Consider the following 21,927-nt stretch of genomic DNA (forward strand, 5'->3'; position numbering starts at 1 on the left):
CTGCCCCCGGTGGGGCCGGCGTCGGAGCGCCGGACGGCTGACCAGGGGGACGGATGACGGACCAGCGCGGGATCCCGCCGGCGTTTCTGCAGCGGTTTGCAGAGGCCGATGAGTCGCTGCTGCAGAATCGCGAGCGTGAGATCGATGCCTGCATGGTCGAGCGCCTGTACCAGTCCAGCTGGGCCGTCCGCTACCTGCCCTATCCGATCCTGTTCGGCGCGTTCCTGCTCTTCAACGACGCCACCAGCTGGTGGAGCATTCTCGGCCTGACCGCCTTCTACACGCTCGGCACCTGGTATCTCGACCGCCAGCGCTACGCCCTGCTCGGGCTCGACCATATAACCGATCCGGCGCTCTGGGCGCGGCGTTTCGCGATCGGCTCGACCGTGACCGGCCTGACCTGGGGCCTGCTCGGGGCGCTCTATTTCCCTGCCGACGACGTGCAGAAGCAGGGCATCATGGCCGTGGCCTGGGCCGGCATCGCCTTCAGCAACATGAACACGCGGGCCATGCATCTGCCCTCGTATTACGCCTTTCTTCTGTCGATGAGCGTGCCGGTTTACGGGCGCGTCTTCGTCTCGGGCGAGTTTGCCGCCATCGCGATGTGCCTGCTGGGAGTCCTGATGGCGATGGCGTTGTCGCTGGCGGCCCATGCCGCCAACCGGCGCGAACGGCTCGCCTGCGCCCTGCGCCTGCACAATGCCGAGCTGATCGGCGATGTGGACCGCGCCCGCGCCGCCGCCGAGGCCGACCGCCGCGACCTCGAAAATGCCTTCGAGCGGATGCAGCAGGAATTCGCCGCCGTGCAGCGCATCGCCGCCTGCGGCAGCTGGAGCTGGGAGCGCGACAGCGGCGAGATGACCTGGTCGGAGGAATGCGGCCGGCTGCTCGGCATGATGCCTGGCGCGGTGCCGGTCGGCTTCGACGCCTGGCTGGAGCAGGTGCATCCGGACGACCGCGCGCGGGTGCGCGACCATCACCGGCGGCTCCGCGACGGTGCGGCCCGTGACCGGGTCGCCTTCCGGCTTGCCGGTCAGCAGGCTTCCGGACAATGGCTGGAATCCGTGGCCGAGGCGGAGCGCGGCGGCGACGGAGCGGCGCGCCGGGTCTTCGGAATCCTTCGGGCCCTGCCGGATCAGTCCACGCCGTAGACCTTGAGCAACACCTTGTCGGGCCGGCGTTCGCCGATGCCGATGCAGAGCGTGTGCACCAGCCACTGCAGATCGGGCGCCCCGGTCTCGAAGCGCATCGCCGTGCGCATGTAGTAGGCGGAGGGATCGACCGTTTCGCCGCGGGCGAGCCGCGCCATCACCTCGGCCGGACCGATGCGCAGGCCGCGGCTCCACACCTCAACCTGCGTGCCGTCGTCGAGCGCCAGCATGTAGCGTGCATCGAGATCGGCCATGCCGTCGGGCCGCAGCACCTGCCAGTCGGCGCCGCCGGACAGCACGCGGCCGTTCAGCCGGCCCTTGACGCGGCCGCCGGTGATCGGCACGCAGCGGCGTTCGCCGGTATCCGCCTTGCCGGCGCTCTGCGGCGCGGCGACCTCGACCTCCAGTTCGAACAGCGGCGTCAGCATCGGCTTTCTCCTCCCCTTCAGGTTTCGCGCAACCGCGCCATCGCCTCGTCGAGCTGGCGGTTGAACGCCGCGGTCTGTGCGCGGCCCAGGATCTCGGTCAGCGCCGCCTGCGCCTTCTGCCAGAGCGGCAGGGCCTTCTGGAAGGCGCGCCGTCCTTCCGGCGTCAGCCGGATCACGCGGCGGCGGCGGTCTTCCGGAGCAACCGCCTGCCGGACCAGGCCGCGCTGCTCGAGCAGGCGCAGGTTGCGGGTGATCGTGGTCTGGTCGCTGTCCAGCAGCGCGGCCAGTTCGCCGACGGCATGGCTGCCATCGCGGTAGAGAAAGGCCAGCGTGCCGAATTGCGGCGCCGTCAGCCCCGTCTCGGCGAAATAGCCCGCATAGACCTGCCCCGCCAGCCGGTTGGCGGCGTGCAGGCGCTGCAGGGTGCAGCCTTCCTCGGTCAGCTGGCGGAAGGCGGCATCAGCCGGATCGGGACGTCGGCGGGCCATGCCCCATCAATAGCGCAGAGCCCGGCCCTTGCAAACCGTCCGCCGGCGGCTTAGCTGTATCTGCATTATATGTATATGCATGGAATCGGGAGACGGCGGATGCAGGACGTGGTGATCACCGGCATGGGGATGGTGACCCCGCTGGGCAGCGGAGTGGACATCAACTGGCGCCGCCTGACCGCGGGCGCCTCGGGCCTGCGCCGCATCACGGGCTTCGGGACGGATGATCTCGCGGCCAGGGTGGCCGGCATCGTGCCCGACATCGCCGAGGACGCGGACGGCTTCGATGCCGAGCAGGCGGCGCCGGCGAAGGACCGCCGCAAGATGGACCGCTTCATCCTCTTCGCGCTGGCTGCCGCCGGAGAGGCATTGCGGCAGGCGGACTGGCGGCCGGCCGGCGAGGCTGAGCGGAACCGGGCCGGCTGCATCATCGGCACCGGCATCGGCGGCTTTCCCGCCATCGCCGATGCGACGCGGACGGTGGAGCGCGCCGGACCGCGGCGGCTGTCGCCCTTCGTCATTCCCTCCTTCCTCGGCAATCTGGCGGCCGGCCATGTCTCGATCCGCTTCGGGCTGCAGGGTCCGCTCGGCTGCCCGGTCACGGCCTGCGCCGCCGGGGCGCAGGCGATCGGCGACGCGGCGCGCCTGATCCGCGCCGGCGATGCCGATGTCATGATAGCCGGCGGCGCAGAGGCCTGCATCGACCGGGTCAGCCTCGCCGGCTTCGGCGCGGCGCGCGCGCTGGCGACGGCGCATAACGACGAACCCGAAAAGGCGTCACGACCCTTCGACGCCGATCGCGACGGCTTCGTGATGGGTGAAGGCGCCGGCATTCTGGTGCTGGAATCGGAAGCGCATGCGAATGCCCGCGGTGCCGCCATTCTGGCGCGGCTCTGCGGCTACGGCACCACGGGCGATGCGCATCACATCACGGCGCCGCCCGAGGATGGCGCCGGCGCGCGGCGCGCCATGCAGATCGCGCTGCGGAGCGGCGGGCTGCGGCCTGAGCAGATCGGCTACATCAATGCCCATGCCACGGCGACGCCGGTTGGCGACGCCGCCGAGATCGCCGCCGTGAAGGCCGTCTTTGCCGGAACGCTGGAGACGCTCTCGCTTTCCTCCACCAAATCGGCCATCGGACATCTGCTCGGCGCCGCCGGCGCGGTGGAGGCGATCTATGCCATCGAAGCCCTGCGGCATGGCCTGCTGCCGCCAACCCGCAACCTGGACCGGATCGATCCCGACTGCGCCGGCATCGACCTCGTGCCGCACCAGGCAAAGAAGAAGGCCATCGACCATGCGATGTCAAATGCGTTCGGCTTCGGCGGCGTCAATGCCGCGCTGATCTTCGGCCGCACCTAGGCCTCACACCGACAGATTCACCGCCATGCCGGGCGACGGCGCGGCTGCCGCCTGCAGGGCAGCCAGCTCGCGGTCGGCCTCGGCGAACAACCTGACCATCTCGACCCGGTCGCGGCGGTCGAGATTCGGATGCAGGGCCGTCTCGCGCAGCTTGCGCAGGATCTTCCTGAAATCCCTGACCAGGCCGGCAGCCTCGCTTTTCAGCGTCGCGAGATCGTCGCCGCTGGCCGCGCTGCGGATCTGCCGGCCGGCCTGCGCCGCGGCATCAGGCTCCGCCGACTCGATGCCGGCCGCGGCTTCCGCCCTGGCGGCGGCCGCACCTGCCGAGGCCGTGGCGGCGGCACCGCCGGAGCCGCCTGCTTCGGCCAGCGCGCGGCTGAGTTCGCGGGCAGCATCGCGGATGTCCTTTGCCACCTTGCGCGCCAGCCGGGCATCGCCGGTGGCCGCGGCCGAGCCGGCGGCCAGCTTCAGCGCTTCCAGTTTCGCCTTGATGCGTTCCAGCTTGCGTCTTGCGGCTTCCTTCGCCGCCTCGCTCTTCTGCGTGTGCAGGTTGCGCAGGATCTCGTCCAGCGTCTGCTCGGCTTCGGTCTTCTTGCGCGGAGCGGTCAGACGCGCCAGCGTGTCGCGCGCGGCGATCATCGGGGGCATGGCCTCCCGGGCAGGTACGGCGACCATTCTGGCCTCCTCCGGTCTTAGCGCCGGCTTCTGCCGGCTGCCGTCATTCTAGGAGGAAACGGCGCTTTCGCCACAAAAAAAACGGCGCATTCATCGCGAATGCGCCGTATCCAGTTGGGGGGAAGGGAACGGTTAAGAGACGGTAGATTTCCGCAGTGTTACTGGACGACCTTCCAGCTGCCATCCGGCTGGCGGCAGGCAGTGCCGTAGCCCTGCTGCTGTTCGCCGGCGACCGTGATCGTCTGCTGGAATTCGCGGCAATATTCACCGCTCTTGGTCTGGTAGGCCGGCTGCGGCACGACGGTGCCGGCATTGCCGCTGTCGGGATTGCGCCAGGAAACCTGCGTGCCTGAGGGCGCGGTCTCGAAAGCGCGCTGGTTCGCGCGTTCCATATACTGCTGGTCGGCGCGGTCGAGCGACTTGCCGACCTCGGAGCCGAGCAGCGCACCAATCAGCGTGCCTGCCGCCACGCCGACGAGACGGCCGGTGCCGCTGCCGAACTGCGAACCGGCAACCGCGCCACCGACGCCGCCGAGCACGGTGCCGACATTCTGCTTCTGCCCGCTGTCGGTCGCACAGGCGCCGAGCAGGCCGGCGACGACGACAACCGGCACAATCCGTTTTGCAAGACCCATCCTGGCGAGGCCCCGACTGCGCATGGTGGTGAAATCCTCTCTGACATGCCCAGCTCGGGCACGCAGCGACAATGCGAAGCGATTGCGGCGGGTTTGCGGCAAGGGTTGGGTATTGTTGCGGCGTGGGCTATATGCTGCGGTTGCGGTTCGACCGAGCCACCAGACCTTCCGGACGGGACGCGATTGCCATGGAACCTTTCCCCACTCCCTTCACGCATTTTGCCGCCTGGCTGGCGGAGGCGGAGAAGAGCGAACCGAACGATCCGAACGCCATGGCGCTGGCAACGGTCGATGCCGACGGTCTGCCGAACGTGCGCATGGTGCTGCTCAAGGGCCATGACGAGCGCGGCTTCGTCTTCTACACCAATTTCGAAAGCCAGAAGGGCGTCGAGCTTCTGGCCAGCCGGAAGGCCGCCGCCGTGTTCCACTGGAAGAGCCTGCGGCGCCAGGTGCGCATCCGCGGCCCGGTGGAGATCGTGAGCGACGCGGAAGCCGATGCCTATTTCGCCTCGCGTCCCCGCGACAGCCAGATCGGCGCCTGGGCTTCGGCGCAGTCGCGTCCGCTGGAAAGCCGTTTCGCGCTGGAGTCTGCCGTCGCGAAGGCAGCGGCGAAGCATCTGGTCGGCGCCGTGCCGCGGCCGCCCTACTGGTCGGGCTTCCGCATCATGCCGCTCAGCTTCGAATTCTGGGCCGACCGCCCCTTCCGCCTGCATGACCGCCTCGTCTACCGCCGCACCCGCGCCGGGGACGGCAGCGAGAGCTGGCAGACCGAACGGCTGTTCCCGTGACGGAAACGAACCACATCGCCGGCACGGACCCGGCGCTGCGGGCGCGCCTGATGCGCCGCGCGACCTATGCGTCGGTTTCCGTGGCATTGCTGCTGGTCGCCGCCAAGCTGGCAGCCTGGCTCGTCACCGGTTCGATGGCGCTGCTCGCCTCGCTGATCGACAGCCTGCTCGACGGACTGGCCTCCGTGGTCAACCTGCTGGCGGTGCGGCATGCGCTCACGCCCGCCGACCGCGAGCACCGGTTCGGACACGGCAAGGCGGAAGCGCTGGCAGGCCTGGGACAGGGCGCCCTGATCGTCGGTTCGGCGCTGTTCCTGATCGTCGAATCGATCGACCGCCTGCTTGCCCCCCGGCCGGTGAGCGAGACCACCGCGGGCCTCGCGGTGATGGGACTGTCGATCGTCGCCACCGCCGCGCTGGTGCTCTATCAGCGCCATGTGGTAAAACGGACCGGCTCGCTGGCGATCTCCGCAGACCGGCTGCATTACGTCGGCGACCTGCTGACCAATGCAACCGTGATCGTCGCGCTGCTGCTGGCCAGCCGCAGCAGCCTGAGCTGGGTCGACCCTGCCTGCGCGCTGGTGGTGGCCGGCGTCATCCTGAAAAGCGCCTATGACATCGTGCGCGGCGCGCTGGATCACCTCATGGACCGCGAACTGGCGGACGAGGATCGCGAACGCATCAAGGCCGTCGTGCGCCGCCATCCGGAGGCCCAGGCGATGCACGATCTCCGCACGCGCCAGGCCGGCAATCAGATCTTCATCCAGTTCCACCTCGAGCTGGATCCCGAAATGCCGCTGCGCGAGGCGCATCGCATCGGGGAGGAGATCGAGAGGGAGCTGATGCAGGTTTTTCCCGGCGCCGAGGTGATCATCCACCACGATCCCGCCGGAATGGTTGAATCGCTGCCGGCTTTTGCAGGCCGAACGGTCTGACCGGACGTTGATCGCGGGGCGCCGCTGCCATTATGGTAGCCGCCTGCAAAATACAGGCGCCGGTTCGGGGGGAATTCGGATATGACGTTTACAGGTCTGCGCAGGCTGACGCCGGTCGTTCTGCTGCCGCTGGTGGCGCTGTCTGCCGCGCCCGCCCATGCCGCAGCCGGCATTGACGGCAAGACCCTGAGCATCCTCTGGGTCCTGCCCTTCGCCGGCATCCTGCTCTCCATCGCGCTGATGCCGCTGTTCGCGCCGCAGATCTGGCATCATCACTACGGCAAGATCACTGCCTTCTGGGGCCTCTGCGTGGCGATCCCCTTCGCGGCGACGCTCGGCATCGGCCCGACCGCCCATGCGCTGCTCGAAGTGGCGCTGCATGAATACATCCCCTTCATCATCCTGCTGTTCGCGCTGTTCACGGTGGCTGGCGGCGTCCGCATTACCGGCAACCTGCATGGTTCGCCGAGCCTGAACACGGCCATGCTGTTTGTCGGCACCGTGCTGGCCAGCTGGATGGGCACCACCGGCGCATCCATGCTGATGATCCGGCCGCTGATCCGCGCCAACGACAACCGGCAGCACAACGTGCACGTGGTCATCTTCTTCATCTTCCTGGTGTCGAATGTCGGCGGCGCGCTGACGCCGCTGGGCGACCCGCCGCTGTTCCTCGGCTTCCTCAAGGGCGTCGACTTCTTCTGGACCACGCAGGCGATGTTCCTGCCGACGCTGATCGCGGTGGTCCTGCTGCTCGCCGTGTTCTATGCGATCGACAGCTACCTCTACCGCAAGGAGGGAATCATCGCGCCCGATCCGACGCCCGACAGCGCCATCGGCATCGAAGGCGGCGTCAACCTCATCCTGCTCGGTGCGGTAATCCTGGCCGTGCTGCTGTCCGGCACATGGTCTCCCGGCGTGACGATCAGCATTTTCGGCATCGGCGTCGAACTGCAGAACGTTACGCGCGACGTGCTGCTGGTACTGATCGCTCTGGCTTCGCTGAAGCTCACCGCAGCGGAAACCCGCGCCGGCAACGACTTCAACTGGGGGCCGATCGTCGAAGTGGCCAAGCTGTTCGCCGGCATCTTCGTCACCATCATCCCCGCCATCGCCATCCTGCGCGCCGGCACCGAAGGCGTGCTCGGCCCGCTGGTCAGCCTGTCCTCGAATCCCGACGGCACGCCGAACAACCTGATGTATTTCTGGCTGACCGGCGGCCTGTCCAGCTTCCTCGACAACGCGCCGACCTATCTCGTCTTCTACAACATGGCGAGCGGCGACGCGGCAACGCTGATGGGACCCCTGGCCACGACGCTGCTGGCGATCTCCGCCGGCGCCGTGTTCATGGGCGCTAACACCTATATCGGCAACGCGCCCAATTTCATGGTCAAGGCCATCGCCGAGGACATGAACGTCAGGATGCCCAGCTTCTTCGGTTACATGGCTTGGAGCTGCATCATCCTGCTGCCCTGCTTCGCGCTGCTGACGCTCATTTTCTTCCGCGGATGACACTGTCAGGGGTTGCATATTGCGCCTGACGCTCCATATCGCACGGGTTGCGATATGGAGGGGATGGAATGCCGAAAATATTGATCAGCGCCGCCGGCATCGGCGGCGCGACCATGTTGATCGGCTTTCCGGCCCAGGCTGCCGCCATCGACGGCGCGGCGCTGCCACTGCTCTGGGGCATCCCCTTCGCCGGCATCCTGCTCTCCATCGCATTGCTGCCGCTGCTGGCGCCGCATTTCTGGCATCATCATTACGGCAAGGTCGCCGCCTTCTGGGCCTTCGCTTTCCTGGTTCCCTTCGCGATCCATGACAGCATCGGCAGCGCCGCCCATGTCGTGCTGGAAGTCGCGCTGCACGAATACCTGCCCTTCACCATCCTGCTGCTGTCACTGTTCACCATTGCCGGCGGCGTGCGCATCGTCGGCAATTTGCATGGCAGTCCGAGCCTGAATACCGGCCTGCTGGCGGCCGGCACCATTCTGGCCAGCTGGATGGGCACCACGGGCGCCGCGATGCTGCTGATCCGGCCGCTCATCCGGGCCAACGACAACCGGCGGCACAACACCCATGTCGTGATCTTCTTCATCTTCCTGGTCGCCAATGTGGGCGGCGCACTCACGCCGCTGGGCGATCCGCCGCTGTTCCTCGGCTTCCTGAAAGGCGTCCGGTTCTTCTGGACCATGGAGGCGATGTTTGCGCCGACCCTGGTGATCAGCACGATCCTGCTGGTGATGTTCTACCTGATCGACCGTTACCTCTACGTCAAGGAAGGCGTCACCCGCGATCCGACACCGGATACCTCGGTACGGCTGGAAGGCGGTATCAACATCCTCCTGCTGGCCGGTGTGGTCGGCGCGGTGCTGCTGTCCGGTTCCTGGCATCCGGGCTTCTCGTTCCATGTCGCCGGGATCGAGGTGCTGCCGCAGAACCTGGCGCGGGACGCAATCCTGCTCGCGCTGGCCGGCCTGTCGCTGCTGCTGACCTCGAAACACAGCCGCGAAGCGAACGGCTTCAACTGGGAACCGATCCGCGAGGTGGCCAAGCTGTTCGCCGGCATCTTCGTCACCATCGTACCGGTGATTGCGATCCTGCGCGCCGGCACCGAAGGTGCGCTGGGCGACATCATCCGGCTGGCCACGGACGAGAGCGGCGCGCCGCGCAACGAGATGTATTTCTGGCTGACCGGCCTGCTGTCCGGCTTCCTCGACAATGCGCCGACCTACCTCGTCTTCTTCAACATGGCGGGCGGCGACGCCGCGGCTCTGATGGGCCCGATGGCGGTGACCCTGCTCGCCATCTCGATGGGCGCCGTCTACATGGGCGCGCTGACCTATATCGGCAATGCGCCCAACTTCATGGTGAAAGCCATTGCCGAACAGTCCGGCGTGCGCATGCCGAGCTTCTTCGGCTACATGGCCTGGTCCGTCCCCATCCTGCTGCCGGTCTTCGCTTTGGTGACCTGGCTGTGGCTGCTGTGACCCGCCGGCATCACGGAACACGGGTTTCACATCGCTGTAATTGTGAGGAAAGGCGATTCGCGCTAGACTGACCACGATTCGGCGCATGGCGCTGCCGCGCCGGGTCTGTGGCACAGGCAGGAGGGACGAGCCATCGCAAAGACCACGACGCGCAAACGCGCTGCCGCGGCGACCGGATCGAAAGGCAAGACCGGAGCCGCTTCCAAGTCCGGGCCGGCCAGCAGGAAGGCCGCGCCGAAGAAGACGACAACGGGTATGACCAAGGCCGCGAAGACGGCGGCCAAGGCCAGAAGCCCCAAGAAGGCAGGCGCCACACCGAAGGCTGCCGAGAAAAAGGGCGGAATTCCCGCCAGCGTGCTGAAGCTGCACAAACTGATTCTGAAATCGCTGGACGACGACAAGGCCGAGGACATCGTGTCCATCGACCTGACCGGCAAATCCTCGGTTGCCGACTATCTGGTGATCGCCTCGGGTCGCTCCTCGCGCCAGGTTGGCGCCATTGCCGAGCATCTGATCGAGCGCATCGCGAAGGAGACCGGCAAGAAGGTGCGCGCCGAGGGCAAGGGCAGCGGCGACTGGATCCTGATCGATACCGGCGACATCGTGATCCACATCTTCCGGCCCGAGGTCCGCGGCTTCTACAATCTGGAAAAGATGTGGGGCGCCGCGATGCCGGAGCCGGCTGCCGCCTGACGCCTTTCCGCCCGTCGTCTAGACTGGCGGCATGAAGATCACCATCACCTGCGTCGGCCGGGCCGGTCGCGCCAAGCATGATGCGTCCCAGAGCCTGATCGAGGCCTATCGCGAGCGCCTGCCCTGGCCGGTCGCCATCCGCGAGGTGGAGGACCGCAAGGCCGGCGGCACGGCTGCCGAGCGCAAGGCGCGCGAGGCCGCCCTGCTGCTGGCTGCCATCCCGAAGGGTGCGGTCATAATCGCCCTGGACGAGCGCGGCAAAAGCCTGACCAGCCGGGCCTTCGCCGACCAGCTCGCCGCCTGGCGCGATCATGGCGAACAAGAGGTTGCCTTCGTCATCGGGGGCGCCGACGGGCTGGACCGGTCAGTTCTCGACAGGGCCAGGCTGACGCTCTCCCTCTCCGCCATGACTTGGCCGCATTTGCTGGCGAGAGTGATGCTGCTGGAGCAGCTCTACCGCGCCTGGAGCCTGCAGACCGGCCACCCCTATCACCGGGATTGACAGGCTGAATCAGCAGAATCGATCAGTGACATCGGAAAGGCCGGCGTGACGCCATCGCTCCGGTGCTGTATGTAGCGTCCCAGTCATCCGTTTTCCGGCATCTGCCTCCCTGAACCGCCATGACCGATACCGCCCAGAAACGCTCTCCCGTCGTCCTCTGCATCCTCGATGGCTGGGGTCTGCGCGACGATCCGGCCGACAACGCCCTGGCCCAGGCGCGGCTGCCGAATTACCGCCGCCTGCTGGAGACCCGGCCCTTCGCCAGGGTCGGCACCTCGGGTCGCGATGTCGGGCTTCCCGACGGCCAGATGGGTAATTCCGAAGTCGGCCATATGAATATCGGCGCCGGGCGGATCGCCGTGCCCGATCTCGGCCGCATCGACAATGCCGTGGCCGACGGCACGCTGAAGGACAATCCTGCCATCACCGGGCTGACCGCGAAGCTGAGGCAGAGCGGCGGCGCCCTGCACCTGATGGGCCTGCTGTCGGACGGTGGCGTGCATTCGCACCAGGATCACATGGCCGCGCTGGCCAACATCTTCGCCGCGGCCGGAATTCCGGTACAGGTGCATATGTTCGCCGATGGCCGCGACACGCCGCCGCGCAGCGCGCTCGGGTTCCTCGACGCCTTCCGCAAGGCGATCGCCGCGGCGCAGGGCGCGACGCTGGCGACCGTGACGGGCCGCTTCTATGCCATGGACCGCGACAAGCGCTGGGAGCGCATCAACCAGGCCTACGACGCGCTGGTCGAGGCCAGGGGAAAGACGGCGGACAGCGCCGAGGCCGCCATCGAGCAGGCCTATGCCGCCGACGAGACCGACGAGTTCATCACCCCGACCGTCATCGGCAGCTACCGTGGCATGCAGGACGGCGACGGCATACTGATGGCGAATTTCCGCGCCGATCGCGCCCGCGAGATTCTTACCGCCCTGCTGGATCCGCATTTCGACGGCTTCGCCCGCAGCCGCGTCGTGCGCTTCGCCGGTGCCGTCGGCATCACGGAATATTCGGAAGCCCTGAACGCCTTCCTCGAGACGGCCTATGCGCCGGTCCGGTATCCCATGACTTTGGGCGAGGTGGTGGCGAAGGCCGGCCGCAACCAGCTGCGCATCGCCGAGACCGAGAAATACGCTCACGTCACCTTCTTCATGAATGGCGGCGAGGAAAAGCCCTTCGACGGCGAGGACCGCATCCTCGTGCCCTCGCCGAAGGTGAAGACCTACGATCTCAAGCCGGAAATGTCGGCCGGCGAGGTCACCGACAGGCTGGTCGAGGCGATCACCTCGGGCAAATACGATCTCGTCATCGTCAACTACGCCAATCCCGACATGGTCGGCCATACCGGTTCGATGCCGGCGGCGATCAAGGCGGCCGAGACCATCGACAGCTGCCTGGCACGGCTCGAGCAGGCCGTCGCCGGGATGGACGGCGTCCTGCTGATCACCGCCGATCACGGCAATCTCGAGCAGATGATGGACAGGGAAAGCGGCCAGCTGCACACGCAGCACACCACCAATCCGGTGCCGCTGCTGCTGGTCGGCAGGCGCACCGACGGCTACGCGCTGCAGGACGGCCGGCTCTGCGACATCGCACCGACCCTGCTGCATTTCCTCGGACTGCCGCAGCCGGCGGAAATGACCGGCCGCTGCCTGGCGCAGCCTGCCGGGGCCGCGCCCGCCACTGCCCGCCGCCTTGCGTAAAGCGAATCTCCCGCTTCTCCTCTGCGCGGCGCTTGCCGCCTCGCCGGTTGTCGCGCCCGCGGCCTTGGCCCAGGGCGCGGCGGCACCACAGCAGCAGCTGCAGGATGTGCAGAAGAAACTGCAGCAAAGCCGGGAACGCGAACGCGAACTGGCCCAGGAAGCCGCCCGCCTGGCGCGCCAGCAGCGCGAGTTGCAGAAGAAGCTCGTAGCGGCCGCGCGCAAGCTGCAGGCGCAGGAAGACCTCGTCTCGCAGAGCGAGGAAAAGCTGGCGAAACTGCTCGCCGAGGAACAGGCTGCCCGCGAGGCGCTGGACACAAGGCGCGGCGAACTGGCGCAGACGCTGGCCAGCCTCGCGAAGCTGAGCCGGCAGCCGCCGGAATCCATGGTGCTGGCGCCCGGCTCGGCGCTCGACATGGTACGGGCCAGCCAGCTCATGGCCGCCCTGGTGCCGGAAATCGAGCAGCGCGCGGCAAGGCTGAAGGACGAACTCACCCGGCTGGCGCGGCTGCGCGACGGCGTCGCGGCAGAGCAGGAAAAACTCGGCGAAGCCATCGCCCAGCTGGACCGCGAGCGGAAGGACCTGGAACTGCTCCAGGCGCAGACGGCCGCGGCCGCCGAACAGACCCGCGAGGACCGCGACAGCGAGCGCGAGCGGGTGGCGCAGCTGGCCGCCCAGGCCAAGGATCTGCGCGCCCTGGTTGACCGGCTGGTGGAGCAGGAGCGGCGCGAGCAGGAAAGACGGGAACAGGAGCGTCGCGCCGCCGAGGCCCGCAGCCGCGCCGTTCCGCCGAAATCCGACGACCGGGAACCGCCCGAGGCCTATGTCGCTTTAGAAGGCAGCGCGGCCCTGCCGGCACGCGGACGTCTGGTCGGATCCTACGGACAGCCCGACGAGAACGGCGTGCCGCTGCGCGGCATCCGCATCGAGACGCGGGCAGGAGGTCAGGTGATTGCGCCGGCTGACGGCAAAGTGATGTTCGCCGGCCCGTTCCGCGGCTACGGGCAGCTATTGATCATCGCGCATGGCGGTGGCTATCATAGTCTATTGGCGGGATTTGGACGGATCGACCGGAGGGTCGGCCAGTGGGTTCTCGCCGGCGAGCCAGTCGGATTGATGGGCGGGGGCCAGACCAGCGGCCCGACCACTACAAACGAGAAACCCGTTCTATATTTGGAACTGCGACGCAAGGGCGAACCGGTGAACCCGCTGCCCTGGCTGGCTTCAGGTGACAGAAAGGTAAGCGGCTGATGCGCAACTTTTTCCTCGGCGGTGTATGTGCCTTCGCTCTGATGGGCTCGGTGGCGCTGTTCGCCGCACCCAGCAAGGTCGGCACGCTGCAGGCCAACGAGACCTATCGGCAGCTCAACCTGTTCGGCGAGATCTTCGAGCGCGTCCGCAACGATTATTACAAGGAGACCAAGGACGAGGAGCTGATGGAATCCGCCATCAACGGCATGCTCTCGTCGCTCGATCCCTATTCGGTCTATCTGCCGCCGCGCAATTTCCAGGAAGCCCGCGTGCAGACGCGCGGCGAGTTCGGCGGACTCGGCATCGAGGTTACGCAGGAAAACGGCCTGATCAAGGTGGTGTCGCCGATCGACGACACGCCGGCGCAGAAGGCCGGCATTCTGCCCGGCGACCTGATCACCCATCTCGACGGCGAGCCGGTGATGGGCAAGACGCTGCAGGAATCCATCGAGAAGATGCGCGGCGCGCCCAACACCAACATCGTGCTCACTGTCCGCCGCGGCGCCGACGGCGCGGCGAAATCCTTCGACGTGAAGATCACCCGCGCCATCATCAAGACCCGCGTGGTGCGTTCGCGCCGCGAGGGCGAGTTCGGCTATCTGCGCATTTCGTCGTTCAACGAGCACACCACGCAGGACCTCGTCGCCGCGATCGACAAGCTGAAGAGCGAGATGGGCCCCGAGCTGAAGGGCTACATCATCGACCTGCGCGACAATCCGGGCGGCCTGCTCGACCAGGCGATCTCGGTGGCGGATGCCTTCCTGAACCAGGGCGAGATCGTCTCGACCCGCTCGCTGCGCGCTTCGGCCGACGAGGGCCAGCGTTTCAACGCCAAGCGCGGCGATGTCGCCGACGGCAAGCCGCTGGCGGTACTGATCAACGGCGGCTCGGCCTCGGCCTCGGAAATCGTTGCCGGCGCGCTGCAGGATCACCATCGCGCGGTGATCGTCGGCAACACCACCTTCGGCAAGGGGCTGGTGCAGACAATGATCCCGCTCGGCGAATTCGGCGGCATGAAGCTGACCACGGCGGGCTACTTCACCCCATCGGGCCGCTCGATCGACAAGATCGGCATCACCCCGGATGTGGAGGCCTGGAACGAGCGCGACCGACAGATCGCCGCCGCGCTGAAAGCGCGCCGCGAGCTGAGCGATACCCGCCAGACGGAGGAAACCCAGCCGCAGCAGAACCAGCAGGAGAACGTCCCGCCGCCGGCCGCCGTGCCGACCCCCGGCCAGGACGGTCCCGACCTGGTGCTGCAGGCGGCCATGGAGGTGCTCCGCGCGCCGCCCAAGCCCTCGGCCCGGAAATAACCGGAAAACCGCAGAATCCGGCGCCCGCCCCGCGGCGGGCGTCAAGCGAACGTTAAGAAGGTCGGCCTATGCTGCCGCGGTTAAGCTGCGTTCGCTGAGATCCCGATGGCCGACCATACCGGACTGCATGTCGATCCCGAAGATCGCGCCCTGCCCGTGGGCGGGCGGAACCGCGCCGGCATGCTCGCCCGCCTGCTCGGACCGTTCCGCCGCCGCCGCAGGCCGGTGCCGGTGCCCGTGCCGCATCTCGACGACACGCCGCCGCCGGAGGATGCCGATCTCCTGCAGACCATTACCGGCGGCAATGACGAACCGCCGCCGCCCCGGCGCGAGGGCTTCAAGCACAAGCTGCAGCGGCTGCTCCGCTTCATCGGCCTGATCCTGTGGCCGCCCTTCCTGCGCGGCGATCCGGGCACCGTCAGCCGCCGCCTGCTGCTCACCGCCTGGACGCTGGTCCTGCTGGTGCTCGCCGGCACCGGGGGCTGGCTGGTCACCACGGGGCAGTCGCTGACCGCGTTGCCCGGCTCCGAGGTGGTGATCGGCGTTGCCCGCCTGGTGCTGCCGCCCGAGGCGCAGCTGGCGCCGGAGCAGAAAAGCGGCCGTGTCGAGACCCCGGCGGGCGTCGGCCGCCTGCCCAGCGGCCTGCTGATCGCGCCCGATCCCGCCCTGAGCGAAACCACGCCGCGCGGAATCGTGCCTAAGGTCGGCGCCGATGGCCGCCAGCCCTGGAGCGCCTATGCCCGCCCCTTCACCGAGCCGGCGACGCGGCCGCGGCTTGCCATCGCGCTGCTGAACATGGGGCTGAACGCCCAGCTCACGGCCGCGGCCGCCGAGCGCCTGGATCCGGCAATCAGCTTCGTCTTCAATCCCTATGCGCAGGACCTCGCCGCGCAGGTGGAACGCGCGCGCACTGTCGGCCATGAAGTGCTGCTCGGCCTGCCGATGGAGCCCTTCGACTATCCCGCCAGCGATCCCGGACCCTACACGCTGCTGACCTCGCTGAACGAGCAGGAGAATGTGCGCCGCCTCGACTGGGCGCTGGCGCGGGTGCCGGGCTATATCGGTTTCGCCAACCTGATGGGCGGCAAATACACGTCTTCGCCCGATCACATGCGCAGCGTCGCCAGCCTGCTGAAAAGCCGCGGCCTGATGTTCCTCGACCTCCGCACGGCGCCGCGCAGCGTGGCGGCGCGCGTCGTCCGCGACGCCGGCGGTGTCTATGCCTTCGCCAACCGGCAGATCGACGCGCAGCCGACGGCGCAGCTGGTGGATGCGCGGCTCGAGGAGCTGGAACGCATCGCCCGGCTCAACGGGGTTGCCATCGGCTCCGCCCTGCCCTATCCGGTGACTCTGGACCGGCTGCTGGCCTGGACCGCGACGCTGGATGCCAAGGGCATCGCGCTCGCACCGGTTTCGGCCATCGCCAACCGGCAGACGCCGGAATAACCTTTCTCCGGAAGGAGCCGCCATGAGTCATCCGCAGGAGGCGGACACCCGCCCCTATCGCGAAGGCGTCGGCATCGCGCTGCTGAATCGCGACGATGAGGTTTTCGTCGGCCAGCGCATCGACCAGACGGCCGAGGCCTGGCTGATGCCGCAGGGCGGCATCGATCCCGGCGAGGATCCGCTGCAGGCAGCCCTGCGCGAAATGGAAGAAGAGATCGGCGTGCCGCGGGCGCTGGCCGAAGTGATCGCCGAAACCCGCGACTGGCTGACCTATGACCTGCCGCCGGAGCTGCGCGACGTGGTCTGGAAGGGCCGCTACCGCGGGCAGCGCCAGAAATGGTATCTGGCGCGCTTCCTCGGCCGGGACAGCGACATCAACATCCGGACGGCGCATCCCGAATTCAAGGAATGGCGCTGGATTCCGTTTCGCCGGCTGCCCGACATGATCGTGCCGTTCAAGCGGCCGATCTACGAACAGATCGTCGCCGAATTCGCCGACCGCGTCCGCAGCTAGACACGGCGGCCATGACGCGAGGCGACATCCTGCTGGTCCACGGCGCCTTTGCCGGCAGCTGGGTCTTCGAAAACCTGCGCATGCGCCTGAGCCGGCAGGGCTGGAAGACCCATGCGCCGGACCTGCCCTTTCACGATCCGGGCTTTGCCGGGAAGGAGCCGCATCCCGATCTGCCCCGTCAGGGCCTTGCCGAGTATCGCCGCTTCCTCGCCGCCGAGATTGCCCGGCTGCCGCAGCCGCCGGTGCTGGTCGGCCATTCGCTGGGCGGATTGCTGGCGCAGCAGCTGGCGGCCGAAGGACTGGCGCGCGCCGCCATCCTGCTGGCGCCTTCGCCGCCCTGGGGTGTCTGGCCGCACAGCCGGACGGAGGTGGAAACCGCGTTCGGACTGCTCTGGCACAGCCACGACCTCTGGCGGAAGGCAGTGCAGCCCGACTATGCCACGGCGATCCGCTATTCCATGGACCGGCTGCCGCCGGCCCTGCAGCGCGACAGCTTCGCCCGGCTGGTGCCGGAATCCGGCCGCGCGCTGTTCGAGACCATCCACTGGTGGCTGGACTGGCAGGCGGCGAGCCGCGTATCGGCCTATCGCGTGCAGGTGCCGCTGCTGCTGCTGGTCGGCAGCGACGACAAGGTCAACTCACCGGGCACCTGCCGGGCCATCGCGCGCCGCTACGGCCGGCGCGCGACGTATCGCGAGATTGCCGATATGAGCCATTTCATCTTCGGCGAACCCGGCGAGGCCAGGGTTACCGACATCATGCTCGACTGGCTCGAGAGCACCGCGGCCTAGGACAGGCGGAAACCGCGCAGGATCCGCTCCGGCCAGGATTCCTCGCGCACCAGGCGGACGCCGAGATGCTCCGGCGGGGTGCCGACCGAGCAGCCGCCTTCCTTCGGATCGCGGATGAAGCTGATCATCGGCGCGCGATGCCTGCCCGCGGTGACGTAGATGCCGCAATCCTGGTCGGCCGCACCGGCCCGTGCGGCGCCCGGTGAATCGAGCGTCGTCCGCCGGTAGCAGGTGGACGTCCATTCCCACACATTGCCGGCGAAATCGGCAAGCCCGAAGGCATTCTCGCCGAAATGACCGAACGGCTGCGGCAGGGGCTGACGCTTTGCCTTCAGCTCCGCCTCGCGGCGGTAATTCTCCAGCCAGCGCAGGGCGGGATTGTTGCTGTCGTCCAGGCCCAGCGCATCGTCGGGAAAACGCTCGGCGGCGGCAAAGGCCAGTTCCTGGTCGGTGGGCAGCCGCCAGGTCTCGCCGGTGCGGAGGCTGAACCATGCGGCATAGGCCCGTGCATCCTCGAAGTTGAGACCGGTGGCGGGAATCCTGGCCGCATCGGCACCGGCGGGAAGACTGTCGCCGACAGGGGTGCAGGCGCCTTCCGCCACGCACTGCATGTAGCTGGCGGCGGAGACCTGGTATTTCATGATGGTCAGCGGTTTTTTCGGGAACGCCGATTCAAGCGGCGGATCGACCTCGCGGCCATCGCGAAAGAAGACGCCCGGCAGGCGGTATTCGAAGCGGCGCGGCGCGATCGTCACGGTTTCCGGAACAGCCAGTGCCGGCCCTTCGATGGCAGGCGGCGCAGCCGTGTATTTGGCGGCCAGTGCCCCGCCCAGGATCGCGGCGGCGGCCAGCGGCACGGCGAGGGCGATGGTCTTCCAGGAAACGTCGTCAAGTAAGGCGGAGGTGACCATGGAATCCTCCCGGGAGAGGAAGGGAAGGCTGCATCCATGCCCGCGATCCTGCGGGCATGGATGCCTGTCGGTGGCCGGGCATTGCCGTCCGGCCGGGGGACTTGGTCAGACGCCGGTGGCGGGCAGAACCGAGGTCATCAGGTCGTGGTTCCAGTCACCGGTGACGGTGAAGTGGGCCGCGGCACCCAGTTCGAACGCCTCGATCAGGTTGTGGTTCACGTAGGCGTAGATGCCCGGCTGATGGAAGGCGCAGAGCGCCGCGCCAGCCGTGCCGCCCGGGATGAACCAGGTCTCCTGATCGACTTCCGGCGGATTGTGGAACTTGCCCGTGGCCCAGACATAGTCGCCATGGCCGCCGATCAGATGCGGACGGGTATCGCGATTGGCCTGGGAGTGCACGATCAGCACCTTCTCGCCGACGGCAGCCTGCAGCGCATTCTTGCCGGTCAGTGCCCCCACCGCGCCGTTGAAGACGACATGGCTGGGGATCAGGCCGCGCATGACCTCCATCGTGTCGGCATAGGCCGAACCGGCATCCGGGTACTTCTTGAACTTGCCGTTCTTGTCGCGCGGCACGTAGAAGTCCTGCTCGCCGATATAGTAGATGCGGTCATAGGTCAGCGGATTGCCCTTGCCGTCGGTGAGACCCTCGCGCGGCAGCACCATGATCGCACCGTTCATGCCGGAAGTGACATGCCACGGCACCATGCCCGAAGGGGCGCAGTGATAGACGAAGACGCCGGCCTTGGTCGCCTTCCAGCGCAGCACCGTCTTCTCACCCGGATTGACTTCGGTCAGTCCGGCGCCGCCCAGCGCGCCAGTGGCGGAGTGGAAGTCGATGTTGTGCATCAGCGTATTGGTTTCAGGATTGATCAGCGTCAGTTCGACGTAGTCATCCTGATGCACCACCATCAGCGGACCAGGCACCGAGCCGTTGAAAGTCATGGCATGAACTTCGGTGCCTTCGTCATCGATGACGATCTTCTTCTCCTGGATCGTCATGGTGAACTCTACGATCGCCGGGCCGCCGACAGCCTTCTGCGTGTGCTTGTGCACGAAAGGCGGTGCGACCAGCTCGACCTTGCGCCGCGGCAGTGTGGAGATGTCCACCTTTGCAGCGGCCTTTGCCGGAGCGGGCGCCCGCTGGGCCTGCGCCGGAGCGGCAGCGACGATGGGTGCAATCGTACCAGCAATGGCCGCCCCTGCGAGCAGAGCGCGGCGGGAGACGTTGAGATGTTCGCTCATGGCTTCTTTCCTTCTCGATCGGATTTCAGAAGGCCCGATCTGGCCTGTCTCCTTTCTAAAGGAACGGGAGAGAGTCTCTTTGCGCCGCAACAAACATAAATCGCGGAAACCTGCGACATTTTTGCCCATCTCCGGGAGCCATCGCTGCAAAACGAGCAGACTGCGGCGACGCGTCGCAGCGGTCGCGACGCGCATGCGACATTCAGTCCCGCTGAAATGGAAACCGACGAATGCCGACGGCCGAACGGACGGCGGAATCAGAAGATGGCGACGGGAAGTCCGCAGCTGAGAATGATGTCGACGGTCCGTCCATCGCCGGACAGCGGTAGGATCAGAGCCTGGAAACGATGGCGACGGCTGTCGAGCATGTAGTCGTAGGAGAACATGCGCCTGCCGCCATCCTCCACCACCGCGTGATACATCGCGATCAGTGAGTCACGGAAATCGGTATTCGGGATTTCATCCAGCCAGCGGCCGGTCAGATCGGTGCCGTGATAGAAGACGAACTCGGTGCCGAACAGGCGATAGCGGAAACGCCGTCCGTGCTCATGCGCATCGGACGGCACCACGTCGATCAGCAGAATGTTGCCCAGCACCTGCTTGAGCTCGAGCGGATCGATATCGGCGCGGGACGGAAGCGCACGATCGCCGCGCTTGTCGTTCCAGTAGCGCAAAAGGTTTTTCAGCCGCGGATCGAGGTCGGATTCCGCAACCGGGTTGTACCGGGTCAAGGGTGACGTTTCCTGCCCCATCCCCTTAGCCTAAGCCGAACCGGCGCAGGAACAAACAGGAAGAGTCGGGAAAATGCCCGTGCAGAGGGGTCACGCGGCAATCGCGGCCAGGCGCCGCTGGCGCCACTGCAGCAGCCGCCACACGAAGGCCGCGAACCAGCGGCTCAGGCGGCCCTGCGGATCGAGGTCGCAGGCCTTGAACGCCATCGCCAGGCCGCGCTGGATATGGCCGAACCGGTAGACGCGGCTGGCGCGCAGCTCGTAGGCGGCACTCTGGCGGGTGCGGTCATAGGTGCCGACGCAGCCATTGCCGCACCAGTAGGCCATGGCCAGCTCGTCGTCGCTGGCCTCCTGCATGCGTCCGAGCGCGATGGCGAGACGGCGCCAGCGGCCCAGCGGCGCGCGCTGCTGATACCGCTGCAGATGCTCGTAGAACAGCTTGTAATGCCGGAACTCATCGGCGGCGATCTTGCCGGCGATCAGCTTCAGCACCGGCTCGCTGGTCGCATCGCGGATGGCGGAATAGAAGCTGGAGGTGCCGCATTCCACCACGCAGCGCGCCACCAGCTCGCCATTGCGGCTGCCGCGCACCGAGGTGGTCGCATCCAGCGGCAGGCGGAAACCCTCGGTGAAGCGCTGCAGCGCCAGCGCGGGATCGAAGGCGGGATCGGCGAGCTGCGCCCAGCGCGCCAGCGCGCGGCCATGCTGCTCCTCTTCCTCGCCCCAGTGCCGCGCCGCGGCGCAGAAATCCGGATCGTCGGAAAAGACGTTGCACAGATAGGCGACGTAGTCGCCGGCATTATGCTCCACCAGCGCCGCCGCTTTCACGGCGCGCAGCAACTCGGGATCCACCCTGGCAGGATCGAACCGGTCCCAGGGAATGTCGTCGAGCGTCCAGTGGGCTGCCATCGGACCAGTATTTAGACATCGGTCACCGAATTGCAACTCTCCGGCGCCGGTGCTAAGCCCTTGTCACAGCACAGCTCCTGCAACGGAAACGAGGCCGCGATGGACGCCGGTGACAGCCTTCTCTACCACAATCCGCGCTGCAGCAAGTCACGCCAGGCGCTGGCCCTGCTGCAGGAGCGCGGCGTGCAGCCGCGCGTTGTCGAATACCTGAGGGAGCCACCCGATGCCGCGGCGCTGAAGCGCCTGCTGGCGATGCTGGGGCTGAAGCCGCGCGATGTGCTGCGCCGGAAGGAAGCGGCCGAGGCCGGCCTCGATCCGGAAATGGACGATGCCGCGCTGATTGCCGGCATCGCGGCCAATCCCGCCGCCCTCGAGCGACCGATCTTCGTCCATCGCGGTCGCGCCGTGGTCGGCCGCCCGCCGGAACGGGTGCTCGAACTGCTCTAGTGGCCGGCCCTCGCGGCCGCTAGACTG

At 67.3% G+C, this 21,927-nt stretch carries 23 protein-coding genes; 15 read left to right on the forward strand and 8 right to left on the reverse strand.

What is annotated here, in order from left to right; genetic code table 11:
• Positions 1 to 53 precede the first annotated feature (53 nt).
• The gene (locus tag VKZ87_RS04140) at positions 54 to 1,151 is read left to right on the forward strand and encodes a PAS domain-containing protein (protein ID WP_324219984.1); all 1,098 of its coding nucleotides are present in this window, start codon (positions 54 to 56) and stop codon (positions 1,149 to 1,151) included.
• Here VKZ87_RS04140 and VKZ87_RS04145 read toward each other — a convergent pair.
• The gene (locus VKZ87_RS04145) at positions 1,136 to 1,579 is read right to left on the reverse strand and encodes a DUF3237 domain-containing protein (protein WP_324219985.1); all 444 of its coding nucleotides are present in this window, start codon (positions 1,577 to 1,579) and stop codon (positions 1,136 to 1,138) included. The two genes, VKZ87_RS04140 and VKZ87_RS04145, sit on opposite strands and share 16 nt — an antisense overlap.
• Positions 1,580 to 1,596: 17 nt before the next feature.
• A complete protein-coding gene (locus tag VKZ87_RS04150; RefSeq protein ID WP_324219986.1) occupies positions 1,597 to 2,067 on the reverse strand; it encodes a MarR family winged helix-turn-helix transcriptional regulator in 471 nt (156 codons plus the stop codon).
• A gap of 99 nt (positions 2,068 to 2,166) precedes the next feature.
• Between VKZ87_RS04150 and fabF the strand changes: the two genes are divergently transcribed.
• Positions 2,167 to 3,429 carry a beta-ketoacyl-ACP synthase II gene (fabF, locus tag VKZ87_RS04155; RefSeq protein WP_324219987.1) on the forward strand — a complete coding sequence of 421 codons (1,263 nt, stop codon included), beginning with the start codon at positions 2,167 to 2,169 and terminating at the stop codon, positions 3,427 to 3,429.
• Between the two features lie 3 nt (positions 3,430 to 3,432).
• Here the strand turns inward: fabF and VKZ87_RS04160 are convergent, their stop codons facing one another.
• Positions 3,433 to 4,104 carry a hypothetical protein gene (locus VKZ87_RS04160; protein ID WP_324219988.1) on the reverse strand — a complete coding sequence of 224 codons (672 nt, stop codon included), beginning with the start codon at positions 4,102 to 4,104 and terminating at the stop codon, positions 3,433 to 3,435.
• 158 nt (positions 4,105 to 4,262) lie between these two features.
• The gene (locus tag VKZ87_RS04165; RefSeq protein ID WP_324219989.1) at positions 4,263 to 4,763 is read right to left on the reverse strand and encodes an RT0821/Lpp0805 family surface protein; all 501 of its coding nucleotides are present in this window, start codon (positions 4,761 to 4,763) and stop codon (positions 4,263 to 4,265) included.
• Between the two features lie 164 nt (positions 4,764 to 4,927).
• On the opposite strand from VKZ87_RS04165, the gene pdxH reads away from it, so the two are divergent.
• The 12 genes from pdxH to VKZ87_RS04225 all read left to right on the forward strand — a co-directional run bounded on the left by pdxH (position 4,928) and on the right by VKZ87_RS04225 (position 17,657).
• Positions 4,928 to 5,527, forward strand: coding sequence for a pyridoxamine 5'-phosphate oxidase (gene pdxH / locus VKZ87_RS04170; RefSeq protein WP_324219990.1), 600 nt, complete (start codon positions 4,928 to 4,930; stop codon positions 5,525 to 5,527).
• Positions 5,524 to 6,462, forward strand: a complete 939-nt coding sequence (locus VKZ87_RS04175) for a cation diffusion facilitator family transporter (RefSeq protein WP_324219991.1) — start codon at positions 5,524 to 5,526, stop codon at positions 6,460 to 6,462. Before pdxH ends, VKZ87_RS04175 begins: the two co-directional genes overlap by 4 nt.
• 81 nt (positions 6,463 to 6,543) lie before the next feature.
• Positions 6,544 to 7,971: a sodium:proton antiporter gene (locus VKZ87_RS04180; RefSeq protein WP_324219992.1), complete on the forward strand. Its 1,428-nt coding sequence runs from the start codon at positions 6,544 to 6,546 to the stop codon at positions 7,969 to 7,971.
• A gap of 68 nt (positions 7,972 to 8,039) precedes the next feature.
• Complete coding sequence (locus VKZ87_RS04185; RefSeq protein WP_324219993.1) at positions 8,040 to 9,449, forward strand: sodium:proton antiporter; 1,410 nt, start codon at positions 8,040 to 8,042, stop codon at positions 9,447 to 9,449.
• A 255-nt stretch (positions 9,450 to 9,704) separates the two neighbouring features.
• Positions 9,705 to 10,142, forward strand: a complete 438-nt coding sequence (rsfS, locus tag VKZ87_RS04190) for a ribosome silencing factor (RefSeq protein ID WP_324219994.1) — start codon at positions 9,705 to 9,707, stop codon at positions 10,140 to 10,142.
• A 31-nt stretch (positions 10,143 to 10,173) separates the two neighbouring features.
• Complete coding sequence (locus VKZ87_RS04195) at positions 10,174 to 10,644, forward strand: 23S rRNA (pseudouridine(1915)-N(3))-methyltransferase RlmH (RefSeq protein WP_324219995.1); 471 nt, start codon at positions 10,174 to 10,176, stop codon at positions 10,642 to 10,644.
• A 119-nt stretch (positions 10,645 to 10,763) separates the two neighbouring features.
• The gene (gpmI, locus tag VKZ87_RS04200) at positions 10,764 to 12,344 is read left to right on the forward strand and encodes a 2,3-bisphosphoglycerate-independent phosphoglycerate mutase (RefSeq protein WP_324219996.1); all 1,581 of its coding nucleotides are present in this window, start codon (positions 10,764 to 10,766) and stop codon (positions 12,342 to 12,344) included.
• Positions 12,337 to 13,593: a murein hydrolase activator EnvC family protein gene (locus VKZ87_RS04205; protein ID WP_324219997.1), complete on the forward strand. Its 1,257-nt coding sequence runs from the start codon at positions 12,337 to 12,339 to the stop codon at positions 13,591 to 13,593. Before gpmI ends, VKZ87_RS04205 begins: the two co-directional genes overlap by 8 nt.
• Positions 13,593 to 14,906 (forward strand): S41 family peptidase, encoded by a 1,314-nt coding sequence (locus VKZ87_RS04210; protein WP_414655621.1) that lies wholly within the window; start codon positions 13,593 to 13,595, stop codon positions 14,904 to 14,906. The genes VKZ87_RS04205 and VKZ87_RS04210 overlap by 1 nt, the downstream gene beginning before the upstream one ends.
• Before the next feature lie 105 nt (positions 14,907 to 15,011).
• Positions 15,012 to 16,352, forward strand: coding sequence for a divergent polysaccharide deacetylase family protein (locus VKZ87_RS04215; protein ID WP_324219998.1), 1,341 nt, complete (start codon positions 15,012 to 15,014; stop codon positions 16,350 to 16,352).
• A 22-nt stretch (positions 16,353 to 16,374) separates the two neighbouring features.
• Positions 16,375 to 16,866: an RNA pyrophosphohydrolase gene (locus tag VKZ87_RS04220; RefSeq protein ID WP_324219999.1), complete on the forward strand. Its 492-nt coding sequence runs from the start codon at positions 16,375 to 16,377 to the stop codon at positions 16,864 to 16,866.
• Between the two features lie 11 nt (positions 16,867 to 16,877).
• The gene (locus VKZ87_RS04225) at positions 16,878 to 17,657 is read left to right on the forward strand and encodes an alpha/beta hydrolase (protein WP_324220000.1); all 780 of its coding nucleotides are present in this window, start codon (positions 16,878 to 16,880) and stop codon (positions 17,655 to 17,657) included.
• Here the strand turns inward: VKZ87_RS04225 and VKZ87_RS04230 are convergent.
• From VKZ87_RS04230 to VKZ87_RS04245, 4 genes are all read right to left on the reverse strand, one after another.
• Entirely contained in the window at positions 17,654 to 18,568 is a 915-nt protein-coding gene (locus VKZ87_RS04230) for an SUMF1/EgtB/PvdO family nonheme iron enzyme (RefSeq protein WP_324220001.1), read from the reverse strand. The genes VKZ87_RS04225 and VKZ87_RS04230 overlap by 4 nt on opposite strands.
• 105 nt (positions 18,569 to 18,673) lie before the next feature.
• A complete protein-coding gene (nirK, locus tag VKZ87_RS04235) occupies positions 18,674 to 19,813 on the reverse strand; it encodes a copper-containing nitrite reductase (RefSeq protein ID WP_324220002.1) in 1,140 nt (379 codons plus the stop codon).
• Positions 19,814 to 20,070: 257 nt separating this feature from the next.
• Positions 20,071 to 20,544 (reverse strand): PAS domain-containing protein, encoded by a 474-nt coding sequence (locus tag VKZ87_RS04240; protein ID WP_324220003.1) that lies wholly within the window; start codon positions 20,542 to 20,544, stop codon positions 20,071 to 20,073.
• A gap of 90 nt (positions 20,545 to 20,634) precedes the next feature.
• Positions 20,635 to 21,453 carry a ferritin-like domain-containing protein gene (locus VKZ87_RS04245; protein ID WP_324220004.1) on the reverse strand — a complete coding sequence of 273 codons (819 nt, stop codon included), beginning with the start codon at positions 21,451 to 21,453 and terminating at the stop codon, positions 20,635 to 20,637.
• Positions 21,454 to 21,552: 99 nt separating this feature from the next.
• On the opposite strand from VKZ87_RS04245, the gene arsC reads away from it, so the two are divergent.
• The gene (gene arsC / locus VKZ87_RS04250) at positions 21,553 to 21,900 is read left to right on the forward strand and encodes an arsenate reductase (glutaredoxin) (RefSeq protein WP_324220005.1); all 348 of its coding nucleotides are present in this window, start codon (positions 21,553 to 21,555) and stop codon (positions 21,898 to 21,900) included.
• Positions 21,901 to 21,927: the final 27 nt, after the last annotated feature.

Origin of the sequence: Ferrovibrio sp. (assembly GCF_035304305.1) — a bacterium.
GTDB lineage: Bacteria > Pseudomonadota > Alphaproteobacteria > Ferrovibrionales > Ferrovibrionaceae > Ferrovibrio.

Coding starts and splice junctions, on each gene's coding strand:
- gpmI (WP_324219996.1), top strand. CDS start 10,764: ATGACCGATACCGCCCAGAAACGCTCTCCCGTCGTCCTCTGCATCCTC.
- VKZ87_RS04140 (WP_324219984.1), top strand. CDS start 54: ATGACGGACCAGCGCGGGATCCCGCCGGCGTTTCTGCAGCGGTTTGCA.
- fabF (WP_324219987.1), top strand. CDS start 2,167: ATGCAGGACGTGGTGATCACCGGCATGGGGATGGTGACCCCGCTGGGC.
- VKZ87_RS04150 (WP_324219986.1), bottom strand. CDS start 2,067: ATGGCCCGCCGACGTCCCGATCCGGCTGATGCCGCCTTCCGCCAGCTG.
- VKZ87_RS04145 (WP_324219985.1), bottom strand. CDS start 1,579: ATGCTGACGCCGCTGTTCGAACTGGAGGTCGAGGTCGCCGCGCCGCAG.
- rsfS (WP_324219994.1), top strand. CDS start 9,705: ATGACCAAGGCCGCGAAGACGGCGGCCAAGGCCAGAAGCCCCAAGAAG.
- VKZ87_RS04245 (WP_324220004.1), bottom strand. CDS start 21,453: ATGGCAGCCCACTGGACGCTCGACGACATTCCCTGGGACCGGTTCGAT.
- VKZ87_RS04185 (WP_324219993.1), top strand. CDS start 8,040: ATGCCGAAAATATTGATCAGCGCCGCCGGCATCGGCGGCGCGACCATG.
- VKZ87_RS04210 (WP_414655621.1), top strand. CDS start 13,593: ATGCGCAACTTTTTCCTCGGCGGTGTATGTGCCTTCGCTCTGATGGGC.
- arsC (WP_324220005.1), top strand. CDS start 21,553: ATGGACGCCGGTGACAGCCTTCTCTACCACAATCCGCGCTGCAGCAAG.
- VKZ87_RS04180 (WP_324219992.1), top strand. CDS start 6,544: ATGACGTTTACAGGTCTGCGCAGGCTGACGCCGGTCGTTCTGCTGCCG.
- VKZ87_RS04215 (WP_324219998.1), top strand. CDS start 15,012: ATGGCCGACCATACCGGACTGCATGTCGATCCCGAAGATCGCGCCCTG.
- VKZ87_RS04225 (WP_324220000.1), top strand. CDS start 16,878: ATGACGCGAGGCGACATCCTGCTGGTCCACGGCGCCTTTGCCGGCAGC.
- VKZ87_RS04220 (WP_324219999.1), top strand. CDS start 16,375: ATGAGTCATCCGCAGGAGGCGGACACCCGCCCCTATCGCGAAGGCGTC.
- pdxH (WP_324219990.1), top strand. CDS start 4,928: ATGGAACCTTTCCCCACTCCCTTCACGCATTTTGCCGCCTGGCTGGCG.
- nirK (WP_324220002.1), bottom strand. CDS start 19,813: ATGAGCGAACATCTCAACGTCTCCCGCCGCGCTCTGCTCGCAGGGGCG.
- VKZ87_RS04230 (WP_324220001.1), bottom strand. CDS start 18,568: ATGGTCACCTCCGCCTTACTTGACGACGTTTCCTGGAAGACCATCGCC.
- VKZ87_RS04160 (WP_324219988.1), bottom strand. CDS start 4,104: ATGGTCGCCGTACCTGCCCGGGAGGCCATGCCCCCGATGATCGCCGCG.
- VKZ87_RS04195 (WP_324219995.1), top strand. CDS start 10,174: ATGAAGATCACCATCACCTGCGTCGGCCGGGCCGGTCGCGCCAAGCAT.
- VKZ87_RS04165 (WP_324219989.1), bottom strand. CDS start 4,763: ATGCGCAGTCGGGGCCTCGCCAGGATGGGTCTTGCAAAACGGATTGTG.